This is a genomic window from Ramlibacter sp. AN1133 (assembly GCF_037890035.1).
Classification (GTDB): Bacteria; Pseudomonadota; Gammaproteobacteria; order Burkholderiales; family Burkholderiaceae_C; genus Ramlibacter.
Window position 1 is genome coordinate 218337 of sequence record NZ_JBBKTQ010000001.1, and the last position, 19574, is coordinate 237910.

The 19574-nt window shown below is 68.9% G+C and carries 18 protein-coding genes and 1 tRNA gene; 6 read left to right on the forward strand and 13 right to left on the reverse strand.

The features are described 5' to 3' along the window. A complete protein-coding gene (locus WG923_RS00990; RefSeq protein WP_340349043.1) occupies positions 1-1011 on the forward strand; it encodes a class 1 fructose-bisphosphatase in 1011 nt (336 codons plus the stop codon). 137 nt (positions 1012-1148) lie between these two features. Here the strand turns inward: WG923_RS00990 and WG923_RS00995 are convergent, their stop codons facing one another. After that, on the reverse strand, positions 1149-2198 hold the full coding sequence (locus WG923_RS00995; protein ID WP_340349044.1) for an ethylbenzene dehydrogenase-related protein: 1050 nt from the start codon (positions 2196-2198) through the stop codon (positions 1149-1151). A 180-nt stretch (positions 2199-2378) separates the two neighbouring features. On the opposite strand from WG923_RS00995, the gene WG923_RS01000 reads away from it, so the two are divergent. Further along, positions 2379-2454: transfer RNA gene (locus WG923_RS01000), tRNA-Thr, on the forward strand. A gap of 48 nt (positions 2455-2502) precedes the next feature. On the opposite strand, the gene WG923_RS01005 is transcribed toward WG923_RS01000, so the two are convergent. Continuing rightward, positions 2503-3567, reverse strand: coding sequence for an FUSC family protein (locus WG923_RS01005; RefSeq protein WP_340349045.1), 1065 nt, complete (start codon positions 3565-3567; stop codon positions 2503-2505). 93 nt (positions 3568-3660) lie between these two features. On the opposite strand from WG923_RS01005, the gene WG923_RS01010 reads away from it, so the two are divergent. Both WG923_RS01010 and glgX read left to right on the forward strand, forming a co-directional pair. Then, on the forward strand, positions 3661-4629 hold the full coding sequence (locus WG923_RS01010; protein WP_340349046.1) for a Bug family tripartite tricarboxylate transporter substrate binding protein: 969 nt from the start codon (positions 3661-3663) through the stop codon (positions 4627-4629). A 125-nt stretch (positions 4630-4754) separates the two neighbouring features. Then, the gene (gene glgX / locus WG923_RS01015) at positions 4755-6899 is read left to right on the forward strand and encodes a glycogen debranching protein GlgX (RefSeq protein ID WP_340349047.1); all 2145 of its coding nucleotides are present in this window, start codon (positions 4755-4757) and stop codon (positions 6897-6899) included. A 10-nt stretch (positions 6900-6909) separates the two neighbouring features. Here glgX and WG923_RS01020 read toward each other — a convergent pair whose 3' ends face one another. The 4 genes from WG923_RS01020 to ygiD all read right to left on the reverse strand — a co-directional run bounded on the left by WG923_RS01020 (position 6910) and on the right by ygiD (position 10586). After that, positions 6910-8109 (reverse strand): amidohydrolase family protein, encoded by a 1200-nt coding sequence (locus tag WG923_RS01020; RefSeq protein WP_340349048.1) that lies wholly within the window; start codon positions 8107-8109, stop codon positions 6910-6912. 108 nt (positions 8110-8217) lie between these two features. Beyond that, entirely contained in the window at positions 8218-8451 is a 234-nt protein-coding gene (locus tag WG923_RS01025) for a hypothetical protein (RefSeq protein ID WP_340349049.1), read from the reverse strand. Positions 8452-8542: 91 nt separating this feature from the next. Beyond that, complete coding sequence (locus WG923_RS01030; protein ID WP_340349050.1) at positions 8543-9709, reverse strand: acyl-CoA dehydrogenase family protein; 1167 nt, start codon at positions 9707-9709, stop codon at positions 8543-8545. Between the two features lies 1 nt (position 9710). Next, positions 9711-10586 carry a 4,5-DOPA-extradiol-dioxygenase gene (gene ygiD, locus WG923_RS01035; RefSeq protein ID WP_340349051.1) on the reverse strand — a complete coding sequence of 292 codons (876 nt, stop codon included), beginning with the start codon at positions 10584-10586 and terminating at the stop codon, positions 9711-9713. A gap of 181 nt (positions 10587-10767) precedes the next feature. On the opposite strand from ygiD, the gene WG923_RS01040 reads away from it, so the two are divergent. Together WG923_RS01040 and WG923_RS01045 are read left to right on the forward strand one after the other, a co-directional pair. Then, positions 10768-11421: a Crp/Fnr family transcriptional regulator gene (locus tag WG923_RS01040; protein ID WP_340349052.1), complete on the forward strand. Its 654-nt coding sequence runs from the start codon at positions 10768-10770 to the stop codon at positions 11419-11421. Positions 11422-11526: 105 nt separating this feature from the next. Next, positions 11527-12477, forward strand: coding sequence for an acyltransferase (locus tag WG923_RS01045; protein ID WP_340349053.1), 951 nt, complete (start codon positions 11527-11529; stop codon positions 12475-12477). Positions 12478-12640: 163 nt separating this feature from the next. On the opposite strand, the gene WG923_RS01050 is transcribed toward WG923_RS01045, so the two are convergent. Genes WG923_RS01050 through oah form a run of 7 tightly spaced genes read right to left on the reverse strand, consistent with a single transcriptional unit; the run spans position 12641 to position 19554 of the window. Continuing rightward, the gene (locus tag WG923_RS01050) at positions 12641-12886 is read right to left on the reverse strand and encodes a YfhL family 4Fe-4S dicluster ferredoxin (protein ID WP_340349054.1); all 246 of its coding nucleotides are present in this window, start codon (positions 12884-12886) and stop codon (positions 12641-12643) included. A 23-nt stretch (positions 12887-12909) separates the two neighbouring features. Beyond that, on the reverse strand, positions 12910-13755 hold the full coding sequence (gene bcrD, locus WG923_RS01055) for a benzoyl-CoA reductase subunit D (protein WP_340349055.1): 846 nt from the start codon (positions 13753-13755) through the stop codon (positions 12910-12912). Then, positions 13752-15098 carry a benzoyl-CoA reductase subunit A gene (gene bcrA / locus WG923_RS01060; RefSeq protein WP_340349056.1) on the reverse strand — a complete coding sequence of 449 codons (1347 nt, stop codon included), beginning with the start codon at positions 15096-15098 and terminating at the stop codon, positions 13752-13754. The genes bcrD and bcrA overlap by 4 nt, the downstream gene beginning before the upstream one ends. A 14-nt stretch (positions 15099-15112) precedes the next feature. Next, positions 15113-16468: a benzoyl-CoA reductase subunit B gene (gene bcrB, locus WG923_RS01065; RefSeq protein WP_340349057.1), complete on the reverse strand. Its 1356-nt coding sequence runs from the start codon at positions 16466-16468 to the stop codon at positions 15113-15115. After that, positions 16465-17649, reverse strand: coding sequence for a benzoyl-CoA reductase subunit C (gene bcrC, locus WG923_RS01070; RefSeq protein ID WP_340349058.1), 1185 nt, complete (start codon positions 17647-17649; stop codon positions 16465-16467). The genes bcrB and bcrC overlap by 4 nt, the downstream gene beginning before the upstream one ends. Positions 17650-17662: 13 nt before the next feature. Then, positions 17663-18439, reverse strand: coding sequence for a cyclohexa-1,5-dienecarbonyl-CoA hydratase (locus WG923_RS01075; protein ID WP_340349059.1), 777 nt, complete (start codon positions 18437-18439; stop codon positions 17663-17665). Next, the gene (oah, locus tag WG923_RS01080; RefSeq protein WP_340349060.1) at positions 18439-19554 is read right to left on the reverse strand and encodes a 6-oxocyclohex-1-ene-1-carbonyl-CoA hydratase; all 1116 of its coding nucleotides are present in this window, start codon (positions 19552-19554) and stop codon (positions 18439-18441) included. Before oah ends, WG923_RS01075 begins: the two co-directional genes overlap by 1 nt. Between the last annotated feature and the right edge of the window lie 20 nt (positions 19555-19574).

Below are 19574 nucleotides of genomic sequence, written 5' to 3' on the forward strand. Positions count from 1 at the left end.
GTGACGCATATTTCCCTCACCCGCTACCTGGTGGAGCAGCAGCGGGTGCACGGCCACATCCCGTCCGAGCTGCGCCTGCTGATCGAGGTGGTGGCCCGAGCCTGCAAGCGCATCAGCATCTCGGTGAACCAGGGCGCGCTCGGCGAGATCCTGGGGGCCGCCGGCACCGACAACGTGCAGGGCGAGGCGCAGAAGAAGCTGGACGTGATCGCCAACGAGGTGCTGATCGAGGCCAACGAGTGGGGCGGCCACCTGGCGGCGATGGCCTCGGAGGAAATGGAAGGCATCTACGTGGTGCCGAACCGCTATCCGCAGGGCGAATACCTGCTGCTGTTCGATCCCCTCGACGGCTCCTCGAACATCGAGGTGAACGTCAGCATCGGCACCATCTTCAGCGTCCTGAAGAAGCCCGAGAACGGTGGGCCCGAGAGCGGCGTGAGCGAGCAGGATTTCCTGCAGAGCGGTGCGAAGCAGGTGGCTGCCGGCTACTGCATCTACGGCCCGCAGACCACCATGGTGCTGACCGTGGGCGACGGCGTGGCGATGTTCACGCTCGACCGCGAACAGGGCTCCTTCGTGCTGACGCAGGAAGACATCCGCATCCCGGAGGACACGAAGGAATTCGCGATCAACATGTCGAACATGCGCCACTGGGACGCCCCGGTGCGCCGCTACATCGACGAATGCCTGGCCGGCCGGGATGGCCCGCGCGGCAAGGACTTCAACATGCGCTGGGTCGCCTCGATGGTGGCCGACGTGCACCGCATCCTGACGCGCGGCGGCATCTTCCTGTACCCGTGGGACAAGCGCGAGCCGGAAAAGCCGGGCAAGCTGCGCCTGATGTACGAGGCCAACCCCATGGGCTGGATCGTGGAGCAGGCCGGCGGCGCCGCCACCAACGGCAGGCAGCGCATCCTCGACATCCAGCCGAAGAAGCTGCACGAGCGCGTGTCGGTGATCCTCGGCTCGAAGAACGAGGTGGAGCGGGTCACCTCGTACCACACGAAGTAAGGCCCAGTCGTCGTCGCGCCCCCTCCGTCGTCCCCGCGACCGAGCCGCCCGAAAGGCGGCGTCGTCGTGCGAACGCACGGAAGGCGGGGACCCAGGGCTGTCGATGAGAGCGGCAGCGAAGCCGCTCTTTCCCCTTCCTACTTCGCGAACACCATGAACAGCGCATCGTCCGGCGTCGCATGCCGCACCTGCGCGTTGTCGAACACCGCGAACCCGAACGGGTAGCGCTTCGCCGGGTCGAACTGCACGTCGTACCTGCTGCCCGTCTGCAGCTTGCGGCTGATGACGGTCGTCACCACGCCGTTCTCCCACTTGTTGACGGCCTTGATGTCCGCGCGGTCGCCGGTCTGCGGGTTGTTGATGTGCCCCGCCACCTCGTCGCCGGGCTTGAAGTTGTCCACGAAGGGCACCTCCTCGCCGCGCCGCACGTAGTACGCGCCGCCGGCATTCGCAGCCTTGCCGTCCCGGCTCATGAAGGCCGGCTTGCCGTTGACGAGCTTGATTGCGGTGTACTCGCCGCCCTGCGGGCCCGGGTCCGACTTGCGGCCGGCGTTGGGCGACTTGTCCTTGTCGTAGCGGGTGTGGTCGACGTACTGGTCGTCGACATAGCCCACGACGCCGGTGCGCATGCCCTTCATGTGCCACATGTCGCCGATCTCGCCCTCCTTGCGGGTGTACTTGTTGCCGAAGGGCTTGGTCTCGCCCTCGTGGCAGTACACGGCGCAGCCCTGCTGCTCGAAGCCCTTGATGGAGGACTCGTCGATCGGCCAGATCATGGCCCACTTGTCCTCGTACACCAGGTTGTTGTCGCCGCCCTTGTCGTTCGGGTCGCCGAGCTGCTTCCACGAGCCGTCCGCCTGCTTCTGGAAGGGCGCGCGGCGGATCGAGTTGGTCGGATCCTTGTACTGCACCAGCATGTACAGCATGTCGGCCGTGTAGACGGCCTTCAGCGTGCCGGTGGTCTCGCCGTCCACCAGGTTCCTGCCGCCGCTCAATTTCACCGTCAAGGGCCTGGCGTTCGCCCAGGCGGCATCGGCGGCGAGGCGGTTCAGGTCGGGCGCGGCCGCCACCTTCGCGGCGACGAGCGTGTCGGGCGCCCCGCCCTGCCCCATCCCCAGGCCCTGGCAACCGGCCAGCGCCAACATTGCGACAACGGCGGCAGAAGTGCCGCGCAGCATCGGACCCATGATTTCCTCCTTGTGGTATTCCCAGGCCCCATTGGGACCAGAAGGAAATCACTCCACTTTGAGAAAGATCACGCCGCGCACCGAAGCAGAACGCGCCATTGCAACCGGATGCTGGGGAGCGGCCCGCAGCGCGTCCATCCGGGGAAGGCCCCGGGAATCCCGCTATAATCGCGGGCTTGCGCCGGAGTAGCTCAGTCGGTAGAGCAGCTCATTCGTAATGAGAAGGTCGGGGGTTCGATTCCTCTCTCCGGCACCAATACGAGAAGGCCGCCAGCACGCGCTGGCGGCCTTTTGTCGTGGCGCCCTAAGCCCCCGGCAGCATCCTTCGCAACCCCGCCCCCAGCACGGCCCGCAAGCGCGGGCTGTGCAGGCACGCCGCCCCCGCGAGACCGATGGTGGCCCCCACGATCGTGTCCACCAGCCGCGCCTGCATGATCCGCTGCGGCGCCATCGCCGGTCCCTGCGCCGCCTCGGCCAGCAGGATGGTCAGCGGCGTGATGAAGACCGTCGCCAGCCCGTAATGCCGCACCACCAGCGTCTCGATGACCAGCGTGAGCACGGTCAGCACGCAGGCCACGCCCCAGGCATCCAGCGGCAGCTGCGCGATCGCGAGGAACACCAGCAGCCCCAGCGCGGTGCCGACGATGCGCTGCAGCTGCCGCGACCACGCCGCGCGCAGCGAGGCGCCCTGGATGATCGCCAGGCAACTCACCGGCACCCAGTACGGCCGATCCAGCTGCAGCGCCTGCGCGGCCAGCAGGGACAGCCCCACGAACGCGCCGATCACGACCGAATCGACCACGACGAAATCGAACTCCGGGTCGGGCGGGGCGCTCGGCGCGGGCACGCCGCGCCGGCTCACGATGTGCAGGCTGTAGAGGAAGGCAATGGCCACCGCGAGCACGGTGCCGAGCGCCAGCGCGCCCACCTGCACCAGCGCATCCCGCCCGTGCGCCGGCGTGTACGCGCCGATGGCCGCGGCCATCACGAAGAACAGGCTGCCGGGCGGCGGCGCCGCGTAGAAGCGGCAGACCATCGTCACCACGATCGCGATGATCACCAGCAGCGGCACGAGCAGGGGCGGATAGAGGTGGCCCACCAGGCCCATCGCATAGCTGCCGGTCATGCCGAACGCGCAGGCCATCAGCCAGGCCATGCGGTGCGGCAGGCGGGTGGCGGGAAGGTGCAGGAACACCAGCCCGCCCACGGAGGCGACCAGCCCGAGCCCCAGCTCGCCGAAGGCCGCGCCGATGAAGATCGGCAGGCCGCTGGCCAGCGCCGCGGCCACCGGCATTTCCCAGGGCCGGTCGCTGGCGTTGACGCTCGCCAGCTGGCGGAATTCGTCGACCAGGAACTGCTTGAAGGGCATCCGCGCAGTATGACAAACAGCGGGTAATTGCCCTTTCGGCGCGCAGCCGGCACGGCCAGAATCCGCCGCGTCGCACCCTGGAGAGCAAGCCCCATGCAAAGACGCGCCGCCAATCAGGCCCTGGCCGCCCTCGCCCTTGCCGCCACGGGCCTCGCCCGCGCGCAAGCCTGGCCCGACAAGACGATCAAGCTGGTCGTGCCTTACCCGCCCGGAGCGTCCACCGACACCCTGGGCCGCGTCGTCGCGCAGAAGGTCGCAGCGGCCCTCGGCCAGACCGTGGTGGTGGACAACCGCGCCGGCGCCAGCGGCATGATCGGCACCGAGCTCGTGGCCAAGGCCCCCGCCGACGGCTACACCTTCGGCCTCGGCACCGATGCCACGCACGCGTCGAACGTCCACCTGATCGCCAATCCCACGATCCAGCCGCTGCGCGACTTCACGCCGCTGGCGCTCGCGGCCATGAACCCGATCGTATTGGTGGTGCACCCTTCGGTGCCCGCCAGCAACCTCACCGATCTGATCGCGTACGTGAAGGCCACGCCCGGCAAGGGCGGCTACGGTTCCTCGGGGACCGGCTCGCCGCACCACCTGGCCGGCGAGCTGCTGCGCGCCCGCACCGGCGCGCCCTTCGTGCACGTGCCGTACAAGGGCGGCGCGCCCGCGCTCAACGACGTGATGGGCGGCCAGATCCCGATGCTGTTCGCCAGCGCGATCACCGTGATCCCGCACATCCAGTCCGGCCGCGTGCGTGCCATCGCCGTCACCGGCGCGACGCGCTACGAGGGCCTGCCGAACGTGCCCACGGTGGCCGAGACGCTGGAAGGCTTCGAGATGCCGTCCTGGCTCGCCTTCTTCGGGCCCGCCCACCTGCCGGAGCCCATCGCGCGCAGGCTGTCCGACGAGATCCTGAAGGCGCTGCGCGACCCCGAGGTGCACGCCAAGCTGACGCAGTCGGGCCTCGTCGTGGTGGCCGGCGGCCCGGCCGAACTGGCGGCCGCGCAGCGCAAGGACTACGAGCTCAAGGGCCGGCTGATCCGGGAAGCGGGCGTGAAGGCGGAGTGAGCCGTCGGCCAGGCACCGGCGGCGCAGCGATGAAGCCGCCTGACCCGACGAATGGCTGACCCGCCAGCCCAGGCGTCGAACTGTTCCTACAGGCCACGGGGGGTGTCGTCGCCACATGATGCGTGATGGGCGACACGAACACCGACGAAGCCAAACTGCAGCTCTGTCCCGGCGAACCGTATCCGCTGGGCGCCACCTGGGACGGCGAGGGCGTCAACTTCGCCCTCTACTCCGAGAACGCGCAGAAGGTGGAGCTGTGCCTGTTCGACGAGCACGGCCAGGAAACGCGCATCCGCCTGCGCGAGTGCGAGGCCTTCGTCTGGCACGGCTACATCCCCGGCCTCGCGCCGGGCCAACGCTACGGCTACCGCGTGCACGGCCCCTACGAGCCCGACAAGGGGCTGCGCTTCAATCCCGGCGTGGTCCTGCTGGACCCGTATGCCAAGGCGCTCGACGGCCTGGAAAACCCCGAACGCGGCCTGTTCGCCTACCGCACCGGCGACCCGGCGGAAGACCACGCCAAGGTGGAAGAGGACGTGCGCGGCGTTCCCCTGGGCGTGGTGATCGACCCGCGCTTCGACTGGAGCGGCGACCGCGCGCCCAACGTGCCGCTGCACCAGACGGTGCTGTACGAGGTGCACGTCAAGGGCCTGACCATGACGCATCCGGACATCCCGGAGGAGCTGCGCGGCACCTATGCCGGCATGGCGCACCCGGCGATGCTCGCCTACCTGAAGGAACTGGGCGTCACCGCCATCGAGCTGATGCCGGTGCACGCGCACCTGGACGACTCCTTCCTCGTGGCCAAGGGCCTCACCAACTACTGGGGCTACTCCACCCTCAGCTTCTTCGCGCCGGAACTGCGCTACAGCGCCGGCTTCCGCCGGGGCGACGTGCTGGGGGCGATCCGCGAGTTCAAGGAGATGGTCAAGGCGCTGCACGGCGCCGGCCTGGAGGTGATCCTCGACGTGGTCTACAACCACACCGCCGAGGGCAACCACATGGGCCCGACGCTGAGCTTCAAGGGCATCGACAACCCCACCTACTACCGGCTGGTGCCGGACAGCCCGCGGCACTACTTCGACTACACCGGCACCGGCAACACGCTCAACGTGCGGCACCCGCAGACGCTGCAGCTGATCATGGATTCGCTGCGCTACTGGGTGCAGGAGATGCACGTGGACGGCTTCCGCTTCGACCTGGCCAGCACGCTCGCGCGCGGCCTGCACGAGGTGGACCAGCTCTCCGGCTTCTTCACCATCATCCATCAGGACCCGGTGCTCAACCAGGTCAAGATGATCGCGGAGCCGTGGGACGTGGGCGAAGGCGGCTACCAGGTCGGCAACTTCCCGGTGAAGTGGGCCGAGTGGAACGGCATCTACCGCGACGCGATCCGCGCCTTCTGGAAGGGCGACGGCGGCCTCGCCGGCGACCTCGGCTACCGGCTCACCGGCTCCAGCGACCTGTACCAGCACGACGGCCGCAAGCCCTCGGCCAGCATCAACTTCATCACCGCGCACGACGGCTTCACGCTGCGCGACACGGTGAGCTACAACGACAAGCACAACGAGGCCAACGGCGAGAACAACCAGGACGGCCACAACGACAACAAGTCGTGGAACTGCGGCGCCGAAGGGCCCACCGACGACGCCGAGGTGAACGCGCTGCGCGCGCGCCAGCAGCGCAACCTGCTGGCCACGCTGCTGCTGTCCCAGGGCACGCCCATGCTGTGCGGCGGCGACGAGATCGGCCGCACGCAGGACGGCAACAACAACGCCTACTGCCAGGACAACGGCCTGAGCTGGTACGACTGGGCGCACCAGGACGAAAGCCTGCTCGCGTTCACGCGGCGGCTGATCGGCCTGCGGCGGGAACACCCCGCGCTGCACCGGCAGAAGTTCTTCTCGGGCCGGCCGATCCGCGGCACGGAGATCCGCGACATCATGTGGTTCCGCCACGATGGCCAGGTGATGAGCGACGAGGACTGGGGCAACGCGCACACGCAGTCGCTCGCGATGTTCCTCGCCGGCAACGGCCTCACGGAAACGGACCGCCAGGGCCGGATGCTGCGCGACGACCACCTGCTGCTGGTGCTGTCCGCGTCGCCGCAGCCGCTGGACTTCCAGCTGCCGCAGGTGGGGGGCTGCAAGGACTGGGAACTGCTGGTGGACACCAGCAACGACGAGGCGTCCGAAACCTGCCCCTGCGGCACCCACACCTTCCTGCCGCCGCGCTCGCTGAAGCTGTTCCGCTGCCGGATCGGGGACTAGCGCAAGCCGCTCAGGGACCGACCCACACCCGGTGCGGCCGGTTCAGCCCGCGCGCATCGGCGAAGGGCGGCGCCTGGAACAGCGCGGCCTCGAACGGCGCGCCCGGCACGAGCCGGGAGTGGGCCGCGCCGAAGTGGCGGCGCGGCGTGCCGGTGGCGGCGCGCAGCACCGCCTCCAGCGGCATGCCCGCATCGAGGAAGTGCCACATCTCCTCCAGCACCGAGCGGCCATGCTGCACGCCCATGCAGCCCGCGTCCGTGCCCACCAGCACGCGCACGCCGAGCTCGCAGGCCACGCGCAGGTGTTCGGCGTGGGCGTCCAGCGCGCGCCGCATGCTGTCGACGGTGGCGGCCGGCCAGCGCGCCACCCCGGGGTGCGCCCACTGGAAGTGCACGGGGCAGAAGGTCGGCGTCCACGCCACGTCGTGGTCGCGCATGCGCGAGAGCATCGCGCGGTCCACGAAGTAGCCGTGCTCCACCGAGTCGACGCCGGCCGCCAGCGCGATGTCCAGCCCCCGCGGGCCGCTGCAGTGCGCCATCACCTTGCGGCCGCAGCGGTGCGCGGCCTGCACCACCAGGGCCGCTTCGGTGTGCGTGAACTGCGGCGCGTCGGCCGCGTCGCCGGCCTCGAAATCGACGATGCCGGTCAGCACCAGCTTGATCTCGTCGTTGCTGCGCGCGAGCTGCTCCACCAGCGTCGGCAGGGCGACCCCGTCGCCGGCATCGGCCGCCATGAAGGCGCCGTAGCCGTGCGCGCGCCGGATCCCGCGGCCGACGGAGCGCACGCGCGCCATGCCGCTGCCGGCGGGTGCGGCCTCACGGCGGATCTGGTGGTTGATGCCGTGCCGGTCCCCGGCATCGCGCAGCAGCGTGACGCCCCAGGCCCGCGCCTCGCGTGCATGCACGCGCGCTCCTTCGGTGAGTTGCTCGACGGGGCGCTTGAGGTGGGCGGCCCGCTGCGCGGAATCGGTGCAGGCGCCATCGAGGAACAGGTGCACGTGCGCGTCCACCATCCCCGGCATCAGGAAGCCGCCGCGCTCGATCGTCCAGCCTTCCGCGGCCAGGGCGTCCGTGTGGTCGCCGGGCGTCACGCTGTCGATCCGGCCCTCGATCACGCGCAGGGTCCGGCGCTCGCGATACAGGCGATCGCCATCGAAGAACTGGTCCACGATGACGGCGAGCCGGGGTCCTTCCGTGCCAGGAATGGACATGATGGACGCAGCATGCGCCTGGCCTTGCGGGGCCCGTTGATGCACGTCAACCGGGCGCGGGCCGCGGGCGCGTCGCGCGGGCGCCAGCAGCAACGGCGCAACGCCGGCCTATTCCAGCGGGCCGGGGCGGCTGTTGCGGTAGTTGCTCAGGTAAGGCGCGAGGCTCTCGGTGCCGCTGCCGCTGCGCTGGCCGGGGGGCGGCAGGGAATCCGTGGGGGGCTCGTCGCCGCTCGGGGCCGGGGCTGGCCGGGTCAGTCTTTGCAGCAGGCGCTGGAACAGCGTGCGCGCGCCTTCACGCGCGGCTGCGTCGCCGCGCTCGTCTTCGTTCCGTGCGGGCTCCATGCCGTCCCGTTCTTCGCCATTCATGTAGCACGAAGGTTGGCTGCGCCACGGATGAGAATCAAGCCCATCCGTGCAACACGCGTAACGGAGCTCAATACGACTTGGGCAGGCCCAGGACCTTTTCCGCGATGAAGCTGAGGATCAGGTGCGGCGTGATCGGGGCGATGCGGGGCAGCATCGCCTCGCGCAGCCAGCGTTCGACGTGGAACTCCTTCGCGTAGCCCATGCCGCCGTGCGTGAGGACGGCCGTCTCGCAGGCGCGGAAGCCCGCCTCGGCGGCGAAGTACTTCGCGGCGTTCGCCTCCGCCCCGCAGGGCTGGCCCTGGTCGTACAGCCAGGCGGCGCGCTGCACCAGCAGCCAGGCCGCCTCCAGTTCCACCCAGCACCGGGCCAGCGGGTGCTGGATGCCCTGGTTCTGGCCGATGGGGCGGTCGAACACGATCCGCTCGCCGGCGTATTTCGCGGCGCGCTGCAGGGCGACGCGGCCCAGGCCCACCGCCTCGGCCCCGATCAGGACGCGCTCGGGGTTCATGCCGTGCAGGATGGACTCGAAGCCGCGGCCCTCCTCGCCGATGCGGTCGGCCACCGGCACCTCCAGGCCGTCGATGAACAGCTCGTTGGAATCCACCGCCTTGCGCCCGTGCTTGTCGATCTCGCGCACCTGCACCCGGGTGCGATCGAGGTCGGTGTAGAACAGGCTCAGGCCGCGCGCCGGCGCGCTCGCCTCGCCGATCGGGGTGGTGCGCGCAAGCAGCAGCACCTTGTGCGCCACCTGCGCGGTGGAGATCCAGATCTTCTGCCCGTGCACCACGTAGCGGTCGCCCCGGCGCACGGCGGTGGTGCGCAGCTTCAGCGTGTTGAGCCCCGTGTTCGGTTCGGTCACGGCGAAGCAGGCCTTGTGCTCGCCGCGGATGATGGGCGGCAGCCAGCGTTCCTTCTGTTCCGGCGTGCCGAACACCACCGCGGGGTGCAGCCCGAACACGTTCATGTGCAGCGCCGAGGCGCCCGACATGCCCGCGCCGGAGGCGGACACCGCCTCCATCATCGTGGCCGCTTCGGCGATGCCCAGCCCCGCGCCGCCGTACTCGCGCGGCATCGCGATCCCCAGCCAGCCGCCCTCGGCGATCGCGCGATGGAAATCCTCGGGAAAGCCGCCATCGCGGTCGCGCCGCAGCCAGTAGTCGTCGCCGAACCGCGCGCAGATCGCCTCCACGGCGGAGCGCACCGCCTGCTGGTCGGGGCCGGGCGCGAAGTCCACTTCAGGTGTTGGTCTGCTCGGGCGGGACGTCGTGCGGATCCGGCAAGCCCGCGCCGGCGGCGCCGCTGCCCGCGCCGGCGCCCGCCGCGGGGTTCGCGCCCAGCGCATAGCTGGTCATGGTCAGCGACCCCATGGTGCCGCCTTCCGCGAACACGTTCGCCGTCTCGCCGGCCGCCTGGCACAGGCCGGCGAGGTAGGCGAGCGGCAGGAAATGCTCCGGCGTCGGCACGGCCAGCGGGAAATCCGCGTGCTGCGCCACGCCGGGCAGGCTGACCGGATCCGAGGTCATCACGCCCCGGACGGCGCGGTCGAAACGCTCGGCCCATTCGAAGCCGGCCTCGGGCTTCTGCCAATCCAGCCGGCGCAGGTTGTGCACCACGTTGCCGCTGCCCACGATGAAGATGCCGCGTTCGCGCAACGGCGCCAGGCGCGCGCCCAGGTCGACGTGGTACGCCACGTCCGCGCCGCTGTGGATGGACAGTTGCAGCACGGGGATGTCCGCCTGCGGAAACATGTGCGCCAGCACCGACCACGTGCCGTGGTCCAGGCCCCAGCTGTCCTGGTCCAGGCCCACGTGCGCGGGCCTGGCCACGTCGACGATCTCGCGCGCGACCTCCGGCGCGCCCGGCGCCGGATAGTCGAAGGCGAACAGCTCGCGCGGGAAGCCATAGAAGTCGTGGATCACGCGCGGCTGCGCCATCGCCGTGACGGCCGTGCCCGGAATGAACCAGTGCGCGGAGATGCACAGGATGGCGCGCGGACGCGGCAGCGACCGGCCGAAGGCAGCCCACTGCTGCGTGAAGCGGTTGCGCTCCAGCGTGTTCATGGGGCTGCCGTGGCCGATGAAGGCGGCGGGCATCGGGTGGGTGGCGGGCATGCCGCGATTGTGGATCACGCCGCGTCCGCGGGCAGTCCCCGGAGTACCGTTGACATGCGTCAACCTCATCCGGCGCGCTCGGACCAGACTGCATGGAGGCGGCCGCGAGCGGCCGCCGAGGAGTGCAGCGATAGACACCCGGAGCCCCTCCCGTCTCGACCTGCCGCGCTACCTGGCGGCATTGCCCCTGTTCGCCCACGCGGACATCGGCGAGCTGAAGCGGCTGGCAGAAGGCAGCACGCTGCGCGGCTACGACCGCGGCCAGGACGTGTTCCGCGCCGGCGAACGCTGCGAGGGCCTCCACCTGGCCGTCATGGGGCACGTGAAGCTGTACGTGCTGTCGGCGCTCGGGCAGGAGAAGGTGATCGACATCGCCGGCCCGGGCCAGACCTTCGCCGAGTCGCTGATGTTCACCGACGGTCCCTGCAACGCGCACGCGCAGGCGCTCACGGGCGCGCTGGTGCTGACGATCCGCAGGGAGACGGTGGTCGCGGAAATCGAGCGCTGTCCGCGCTTTTCCCTGCGCATGCTGGGCCTGGTTTCGCGGCGCGTGCACGGCCTGGAGCGCGACGTGATGGACTACTGCCTGTGCAGCGGTGCCGAGCGCGTGGTGGCCTACCTGCTGCGCGACTTGCCCGATGCGGCCAGTTGCCGCGGTGAGCTGACGGTGTCGCTGCCGGTGAGCAAGGCCACCGTGGCCTCGCGACTGTCGCTGACGCGGGAGTATTTCTCGCGCGTGCTGCACGAGCTCGAATCGCAGGGCCTGATCGAGATGAAGCGGCGCGAGATCCGCATCCCGGATGCGAGCCGGCTCGCGGCCTGCCAGCTCCATTGAGCGCGGACGCACCGCCCCACGGCCTTGATCTGCGACAGGGACCCCGCGAAACATCCTGCAACAGCGCCGGCGGACACCACGAACGCGGCTAGCATGCCGGACTCCATGCGATCTCCCCTGACTTACCTGCCCGCGCCGGTGCGCGGCGTCCTCGCGTGCCTGGCCCTCGCCGCCAACACGGTCCTCTGCACCCTGCCCCTGTTCGCGTTCGCGCTGGTGAAGCTGGCCCTGCCTTTCGCCTTCGTGCGCCGCCGGGTGGACCCCGTGCTGCACGCGATCGCCGGCGCCTGGGTCGCCGGCAACAGCCTGTGGATGCGCCTGCTGCACCGCACGCGCTGGGAAGTGCAGGGCCTGCCCGCGCCGCGCAGTGGCTGGTTCCTCGTCAACTGCAACCACCAGTCGTGGGCCGACATCTTCGTGCTGCAGCACCTGCTGCACGGGCGCCTGCCGATGCTGAAGTTCTTCCTCAAGCAGCAGCTGCTCTACGTGCCGGTGATCGGCCTGGCCTGGTGGGCGCTCGACTTCCCGTTCATGAAGCGGCACGGCAAGGAGGCGCTGCGGCGCAATCCGGCCAAGCGCGCCGACGACCACGAGGCCACCGTGCGCGCCTGCCGCAAGTTCGCACTGGTGCCCACCAGCGTCATGAACTTCGCCGAGGGCACGCGCTTCACGCCCGCGAAGCACGCGCAGACGGCATCGCCCTATCGCCACCTGCTCAAGCCCAAGGCGGGCGCGATGGCGCTGACGCTGGGCGTCATGGGCGACAAGTTCGATGCGCTGATCGACGTGACGATCGCCTATTCGCCGGGCATCCCGGGCTTCTGGGATTTCGCGTGCGGCCGCGTCAAGCGCGTGGCGGTGCACATCGAGGAACTGCCCGTGCCCACCGAGTTCATCGGCCTGGACTACGCCGGCAACTCGCAGGGCCGCAAGCGCTTCGGCCGCTGGCTCAACGCCCTGTGGGAGAAGAAGGACGCCCGCATGGGCGTGCTGCTGGGAACCGCGCCGGCGGAGACGATGCCGCAGGAGTTCGCGGGGGAGCCGGCGGAGGTGTAAGGCAGGAATCCAACGGCCGGACGCAGAGGACGCAAAGGGTACGCAGAGGACGCAAAAGAAAAACCCTTAAGGTTTTCTTTGTCTTTTTTGCGTCCTCTGCGTACCCTTCGCGTCCTCTGCGTCCGGCAGTCCGGTTTTCAGGCGGCCGATCGCCGCCCTCGCCCTACCCGTGCAGCTGGGTGTACTTCTCCAGCAGCTCGTCCCGCGATTCCACGAAGTCCGGATGCTGCACGATGCAGTCGGCCGGGCAGGCCAGCTTGCATTGGGGTTCGTCTTCCGCGCCGACGCACTCGGTGCACTTGAGCGGGTCGATCACGAAGATGATGTCCCCGGCGGTGATCGCCTCGTTGGGACACACGGGACGGCAGGCGTCGCACGCCGTGCAGCCGTCGTTGATCAGCAAAGCCATGTCGGTCTCCTCTCCTGCCTGAATCAAGCGGCCGCGCGCTGCTGCAACTCCTGCAGCTTCGCGTGGCGGTAGGCGCCCCACAGGGCGGCGCCGATCGCGCCGGCATAGATCGCGTCGGGATGCGTCACGACCTCCACCGGCACCTTCTCGTTGGCCATCTCCTCGCGGATCGCCGCGGTCAGCCCCACGTCCATGCCCAGGCCGCCGGTGATCAGCGCCTGCCCCGACTTGATGCCCGTCACCTTCAGCAGCTTGACGATGCGCGAAGCCATCGACAGGTGGATCCCCTTGAGGATGTCCGGCGTGGCGATGCCGCGGCTCACCATGTTGATCACGTCCGTCTCCGCCAGCACGGCGCAGATCGAGCTGACCTTCTCCGGGTCCTGCGAGCTCTTGGACAGCGCGCCGATCTCCTCCACCGCCACGCCGAGGTAGCGCGCGATGTTCTCGAGGAACTGCCCCGAGCCCGAGGCGCACTGCGAGGTCATCTTGTACGACAGCACCTTGCCGCGCTCGTCGACGTAGATCGCGCGGCCGTTGAGCGCACCCACGTCCACCACGGCGTTGATGCCGGGCGACAGGAACACGCCGCCGCGCGCGTGCGTCGTCATCGAGTAGAAGTGGCCGGTGGCGAACTTCACGTTCTCGCCCTCGCCCGTCGTCGCGATGTAGGCGATGTCGTTGGCGGCCAGCCCCGCCTCGTGCAGCACGGACTCGAGCCCTTCCTGCGCCAGCGTCATGGGGTCGCGCCGGCGCATGCGCTCGCAGCGCTTGGCCACCCAGTGGGTGCTGCCGTCCTCGTCGACGCGGAACAGGGTGCTCTTGACCGCGCCCGAGCCGATGTCGATGCCGATGGTGTGAATGGTCATGCCGCAACCCTCCGTTCGATTTCCTTGCCGTCTTCCACCACGGCGCGCCACGCGAAGGTGGCGGCGCCGAGCGCACCCGTGTAGATCGAGTCGGGGTCGATGTTCAGCTGCAGCTGGCCGTAGTTCTCGAACACCAGCTCCTTCAGCGCCTTCACCGCCGCCTCGTTCTTGGCCACGCCGCCGGTGAACGTGAACTGGTCGCGCACGCCGCCCGAACGCGCCAGGATCGACATGGCGCGCAGGATGATGGCGCGGTGCAGGCCGGCCATGATGTCCTCGCGCTTGTCGCCCAGGCTCAGGCGGTCGCGCAGCTCGGCGCCCGCGAACACCGTGCAGGTGGAGTTGATGCGCACGGCCTTGGTCGACTTCATGGCCATGGGGCCCAGCTCGTGCAGGCCCATGTTCATCTCGTCGGCGATGTAGCCGAGGTAGCGGCCGCAGCCCGCGGCGCAGCGGTCGTTCATCTGGAAGCTTTCCACGATGCCGTTCGGGTCCACCTGGATCGCCTTGGTGTCCTGTCCGCCGATGTCCAGCACGGTGGCCGTTTCCGGGTACATCACGTGCGCGCCCAGGCCGTGGCACAGGATCTCCGAGCGCACGTGCTCCTTCGAGAAGGGCAGGCGCGCGCGGCCATAGCCGGTGCCGATGACGTAGGTCTCCTCCATCTCGGTGTCCAGCACGCCCTTGATCGGCGCTTCCACCCTGGTGCGGCGGTCCAGCGTTTCCGGCAGCGCGTGGAAGGTGTTCTCCAGCGCGGCCAGCAGGTGGTGCCGCATCTGGTCGCCGTAGACGTGGTTCTCGACCTCGATGATCGAGCGGTCGAACAGGTTCAGCAGGTACTCGTAGCGCGTGCCGGCCTCCTTGGCGACCTGTTCGCTGATCGCCATGTACTGGCCGCCGGCGATGTCGCGGAAGAAGTCGCTCTTGCGCTTGGCGCCGGGGGCGAACAGCAGGTGCGCCTCGCCCTTCAGGCGCAGGAACACCTCGCCGAGCGCCTCCGTCACCACCCCGGTGGCGGCGCCGAAGTGGCCCGTCTCGACGTTCTTGGCGCAGGTCTCCTCCAGGTCGCCGAGCTGCTCGAGGTACTGCTCGGCGCGGAAGTCGCGTTCGAGCTGCTCGATGAAGGTGTCCAGGCCGCCATTGAGCGCGCCGGTGCGGCCCAGCGCCTGCCGGAACAGGTAGAAGCGGCCATTGAGCATGGCCTCCTGCTTGGCGACGGCCGCGGCCGTGTCGTAGTTCGAACGCGAGTTGGTGATGCCGCGCCCGATGATGTTCTGGTTCTCGTCGACCACCACCGCCTTCGTGGTGGTCGAACCCAGGTCGATGCCGATGAAACAGCGCATGGATGGGCCTCCTCTTATTGCACCGCGTGCAGCGGGATCACGGGACGCACGCCTTCGCCGATGCCGGTGGTGCGCTTCTGCTTGACCATCTGGAAGTAGCTTTCCAGCCGGTTCTTGACGTTGGCCGCCGAGAAATAGCGCGGGTCGACCAGGTCGGTCTCGATGAACGCCGCCGGCTTGCCGGTGCGCTTCTCCACTTCGCGCAGGATCAGCAGCTGCCCGGCGGAGAAGCTGTTGCAGCTCTTGATCGAGTTGATCAGCAGGCCGTCGGCCTGGTACTCCTCGATGTACTTGCAGATCATGTCGATGCGCGAGGGCAGGTTCAGGTTGGTGTAGCAGCCCAGGCAGTAGTCGGCCAGCGACTCCAGCGGATGGTCCGGGTCGTGCCGGAAGCCGAAGTCGTACAGGCCCCCCACCTTGGCGTAGGTGGACGACACCACGGTCGCGCCCTCGTCGTAGAACATCTTCCAGAACTCGCGGAAGCTGGTCCAGTTCGGCGGGCCCTCCACCACCAGCCGGTAGTTCTCCTGCTTCATCTCGCCTTCCGGCGTGATGGGGCCCTTGCCCAGGCGCACGCGCTCGTCGATCTCGGCGCGCAGCACCTCGTAGTAGCGCGTCGCCTCGGCGGTGCCGCGGAAGGCCGTGAAGATCGGGCCGATGTAGTACACCGCGCCGAAGTAGCCGTCGATCGGCGAGGGCCGGTTCTTCGCCGACTGCAGCACGTGGACCAGGTTCTCCTCCGCCTTCACCGACTCCCGCATGTACTGGCGCAGCAGGTCGATGTCGAACTTGACGCCGGAGATTTTCTCCAGCCCCGGGATCACCGTTTCCTTCAGCTGCCGCACGACGTAGTCGCGCATGTTGGGGTCGATCCGCCCCGAGCCCTGGTAGGGCACGTGCAGCATCAGCGTGGGGACGTTGTACTTGTGGCGGATCAGCTCGAACCACTTCATGAACGTGAAGCAGCCCGTGTACGACAGCAGCAGCACGTCGGGCGTGGGCAGCGGCTCGCCGGTGGGGCCGATCTCGCCGCCGAGCATCATCCCGAGGTCCGCCTTCACGTAGGTGCAGACGTCCTCGGAGTGGCCGTCGCGCTCGGCGTCCATGATGAACTTGCCCGACTTCTTGCGCATGCCGTTCTGCAGCGCGTTGGTCTCGGGGAGACTGCGCGCCAGGCCGAAGCACATGAGGAGTTCGTTCAGGTTCCCCGGCACGAAGGTGGCCGCCACCTTGCGGCCGATCTTGTGCGCCTCGGCGAGTTCGCGGTAGTTCTGGTTGATGAGCTCCTTCTGGAGGTTCATCGCGTCGTCCTTGATGGCGACGGGCTTCGGCTTCTTCGAAGCCGGCAACTGGATCACGGTGTCGTTCATGCTGCGTCGCTCCAAAGCTTGATCGAATCGGCGAAGGTGCCGGCCTGCTCGCGGATGGGCGCCATCTGCCCGGTGTTCTCGGCGTACTTGAAGGCGGTGTAGGGGACCTTGGCCTTGGCCAGCACGTCCTGCAGCATCGGCCGCTCGAGCAGCGCCGGGTCGCAGAAGGAAGGCGCGGCGAACACCACGCCCTCGGCGCCGCGGGTCTTCACCTGCTTGAGGAGGAACACGCCCTTTTCCTCGCGCGTGGCGTCGTACTTCGCCGCCATCGAGGCGGAGCGGTGCAGGAAGGCCTTGGACAGTTCGTCCAGCGGATCCGCATCGGCCGGCACTTCGTCCAGCAGCCAGCGCGTGACCAGCATGTAGTCGTCGTCCACCACGTAGCAGCCCGCCATCTCCAACGACTTGATCAGCGCCAGGGGCGGCTGCTCGCAGAAGGAGCCGGTGACCACCACGCGCGCGTTGTCGCGCTTCGGGCGCGGGATCTTGTCGGTCTCGCGGAGGTACTCGCGGATCAGCTGGGTGTGGTCTTCCGGCGGCAGCACCATGCCGGCGCGCAGCACCAGGTAGACCTCGGAGGTCGGTGCCTGCTGCGGCTGCGCGGCGCGGTAGGCATACAGCTCGCGCACGGCGGCCCGGTTGTCGTTGTAGACGCGGATCGAGTCATTGAGCTCCTCGTCGGTGACGGGCGAGCCGCGCAGCTTGCCCAGGTCCTCGCGCAGGCCCTGCATCTCGTGGATGTAGAACTTGCCGCCGACGCTGTCCAGGTAGTTCTGCGGCACGTCGAAGTAGCGCACGTACTTGTCCGGGAACAGGATCTGCCACATGCCCGAGAGGTTGCGGATCACGTCGCAGATCGAGGGGAACAGCATGCCGTCCAGGCAGTCGAGGCGGCCGGTGAGCCCCAGTTCGATGGTGGAGCGCGGGATGCGGCAGATGTAGCTCTGGTAGTAGGCGTCGCCCTGGATCACCTCCAGGCTGTCGCCGCCGCCGAGGATGCCTACCGGCAGCATGCCCGCGGCGTGCACCAGCTCGCGCGGCACGTACCAGGGCATGTAGCCGATCGCCTTGCGGCCCGGAACGGCGGCCTTCCACTCCTTGACGGCGGTGAAGTCCAGGTCGTCGAACAGCTGCTGGCAGCGCTCGACGATGGCCTGCACGGGATTGAGGACTGCGGTCATGTCTTGCGCTCCTTCATTGATGGGTCCAGGCCGGCTGGCGCTTCTCGAGGAAAGCGGCCAGGCCTTCATTGGCGTCGTGCGTGCGCATGAGCCATTCCAGGTACAGGCGTTCGAGTTCGGCCAGGCGCTCGCGCACCTGCTTCTGCATCACGCCGCGGGCAGCGACGGTGGCGCAGGCCAGCGCCGCGGCGCTCTTGCCCACCAGGTGCTGGTCGAACCACAGCTTGGCGGCGTTGGCGGGGTCCTCGGTCAGTTCCTGCACGAGGCCGATCCGCAGTGCCTCTTCGGCGGTGATCGAGCGGCCGGTGAGCAGCAGGTCCTCGGCATCGGGCTGGCTCACGCGATACGGCAGCAGGGCGGAGGCAGCGGGAGCGAACACGCCCAGCTTGATCTCCGGCTGGCCGAACTGCGCCGAGGGCGCGGCGAAGATGCGGCCGCAGGCCAGCGCGAGTTCGAGGCCGCCACCGAGGCACTGGCCGTGCACGGCGACCATCACGGGCACCGGGAACTCCAGCAGCTCGAGCAGCAGCCCGTGCAGCGACGCGAGCATGGAGGCGCACTTGGCCGGCAGGTGTTCCTCGACGCTGGCGCCGAAGCTGAAATGCGGGCCCTCGGCGTCGATCAGCACGCCGCGCAGCATCACGTGGCGGCGGTACTGCGCGAGCGCCGCGTGCAGCGCCGCGATCATCGCGGCGTCGACCAGGTTGGCCTTGGGCTTGTTCAGGCGCAGCCGCAGCAGCGCGCCGTCGCGTTCGAGCCAGGCCTTCAGGGGCGAAGCGTTGGCGTCCATCACTTCTTCGCCTTCGGCTGGATCTCGTCGTGCAGGCTGCCGACCCAGCTCTGCCCCGCGGCGAGCTTCTGGCGCAGCAGCACGAAGTCGACTTCGCGGTCGTCCTTCGGCCCTTCGTTGAACGCCGTGAAGCCCGAGCGCGCCTCGGTCATCATGTTCAGCGCCAGCCAGTCGCGCGCGTCCTCCTTGTTCGCGTTCCAGGCCGCGAGCTTGGGCTTGCGCAGCTCCTCGATCGTCTTGAGCGTGCACTCCGGGAAGGTCATGAGGATCTTGGCGCACAGTTCCTCCACCTTCGCGTCCAGCAGCGACAGGTCCACTTCGCCGCGCGCCATCACGGCCTTGCCTTCCTTGGCCGCGTCGCCGCTCTTGAATTCGCCGAAGGCGTTGCGGCCGTAGTCGTCCACCATGCGCTGCGTTTCCACCAGCGGGTTGGCGACGAACTTGCCGTCCACCTTCAGGGCCGGAACGACGTCAGTGATCATCCCCATCTGGTAGGCCTTGTGCGCCGAGAAGGGCTCGCACAGCACGCAGGCGGCCATCGCGCGCTCGGCGCCCACGATCACCGGCAGGAAGTCGGTCGCGCCGCCGATCGGCGCCGAGCCATGCTTCGGGCCGGCCTGGCCGAACTTGGCGAGGTCCTGCGCCACGGTGAAGTCGCAGGCCATGCCGATCTCCTGCCCGCCGCCGATGCGCATGCCGTTGACGCGGCAGATCACCGGCTTGTCGGCCGCCAGGATGGTGCTGACCATGTCGTTGAACAGGCGCATGTACTGGCGGTATTCCTGCGGCTGGCCGGCGTAGTACTCGGCGTACTCCTTGGTGTTGCCGCCGGTGCAGAAGGCCTTGTCGCCCGCGCCCGTGAACACGATGCAGTTGACGTCGCGCGCGTTGGAGGCGGCCTTGAACGCGAGGATCACGGCCTTGACCATGTCGGTCGTGTACGAGTTGTACTGGGTCGGGTTGTCCAGCGTGATCCAGGCGTTGAACAGGCCGGGCGCCACCGAGCCGTCCGGCTTGCGCGCCGGGCGCTTCTCGTAGCGCACGCCGGGGGTCTTGGGCTGCGGCGCCAGGTCGTGGTTCTTGAACTCCAGCATGGGCGTGACGGGTGCGTTCATTGGGGATGTCTCCTCTCGGG

Bases quoted from the DNA above. Each gene is read 5' to 3' on its own strand.
- WG923_RS00995 (WP_340349044.1), bottom strand. From the start codon at position 2,198: ATGGGTCCGATGCTGCGCGGCACTTCTGCCGCCGTTGTCGCAATGTTG.
- WG923_RS01005 (WP_340349045.1), bottom strand. From the start codon at position 3,567: ATGCCCTTCAAGCAGTTCCTGGTCGACGAATTCCGCCAGCTGGCGAGC.
- WG923_RS01010 (WP_340349046.1), top strand. From the start codon at position 3,661: ATGCAAAGACGCGCCGCCAATCAGGCCCTGGCCGCCCTCGCCCTTGCC.
- glgX (WP_340349047.1), top strand. From the start codon at position 4,755: ATGGGCGACACGAACACCGACGAAGCCAAACTGCAGCTCTGTCCCGGC.
- WG923_RS01020 (WP_340349048.1), bottom strand. From the start codon at position 8,109: ATGTCCATTCCTGGCACGGAAGGACCCCGGCTCGCCGTCATCGTGGAC.
- WG923_RS01025 (WP_340349049.1), bottom strand. From the start codon at position 8,451: ATGGAGCCCGCACGGAACGAAGACGAGCGCGGCGACGCAGCCGCGCGT.
- ygiD (WP_340349051.1), bottom strand. From the start codon at position 10,586: ATGCCCGCCACCCACCCGATGCCCGCCGCCTTCATCGGCCACGGCAGC.
- WG923_RS01045 (WP_340349053.1), top strand. From the start codon at position 11,527: ATGCGATCTCCCCTGACTTACCTGCCCGCGCCGGTGCGCGGCGTCCTC.
- WG923_RS01050 (WP_340349054.1), bottom strand. From the start codon at position 12,886: ATGGCTTTGCTGATCAACGACGGCTGCACGGCGTGCGACGCCTGCCGT.
- bcrD (WP_340349055.1), bottom strand. From the start codon at position 13,755: ATGACCATTCACACCATCGGCATCGACATCGGCTCGGGCGCGGTCAAG.
- bcrA (WP_340349056.1), bottom strand. From the start codon at position 15,098: ATGCGCTGTTTCATCGGCATCGACCTGGGTTCGACCACCACGAAGGCG.
- bcrB (WP_340349057.1), bottom strand. From the start codon at position 16,468: ATGAACGACACCGTGATCCAGTTGCCGGCTTCGAAGAAGCCGAAGCCC.
- bcrC (WP_340349058.1), bottom strand. From the start codon at position 17,649: ATGACCGCAGTCCTCAATCCCGTGCAGGCCATCGTCGAGCGCTGCCAG.
- WG923_RS01075 (WP_340349059.1), bottom strand. From the start codon at position 18,439: ATGGACGCCAACGCTTCGCCCCTGAAGGCCTGGCTCGAACGCGACGGC.
- oah (WP_340349060.1), bottom strand. From the start codon at position 19,554: ATGAACGCACCCGTCACGCCCATGCTGGAGTTCAAGAACCACGACCTG.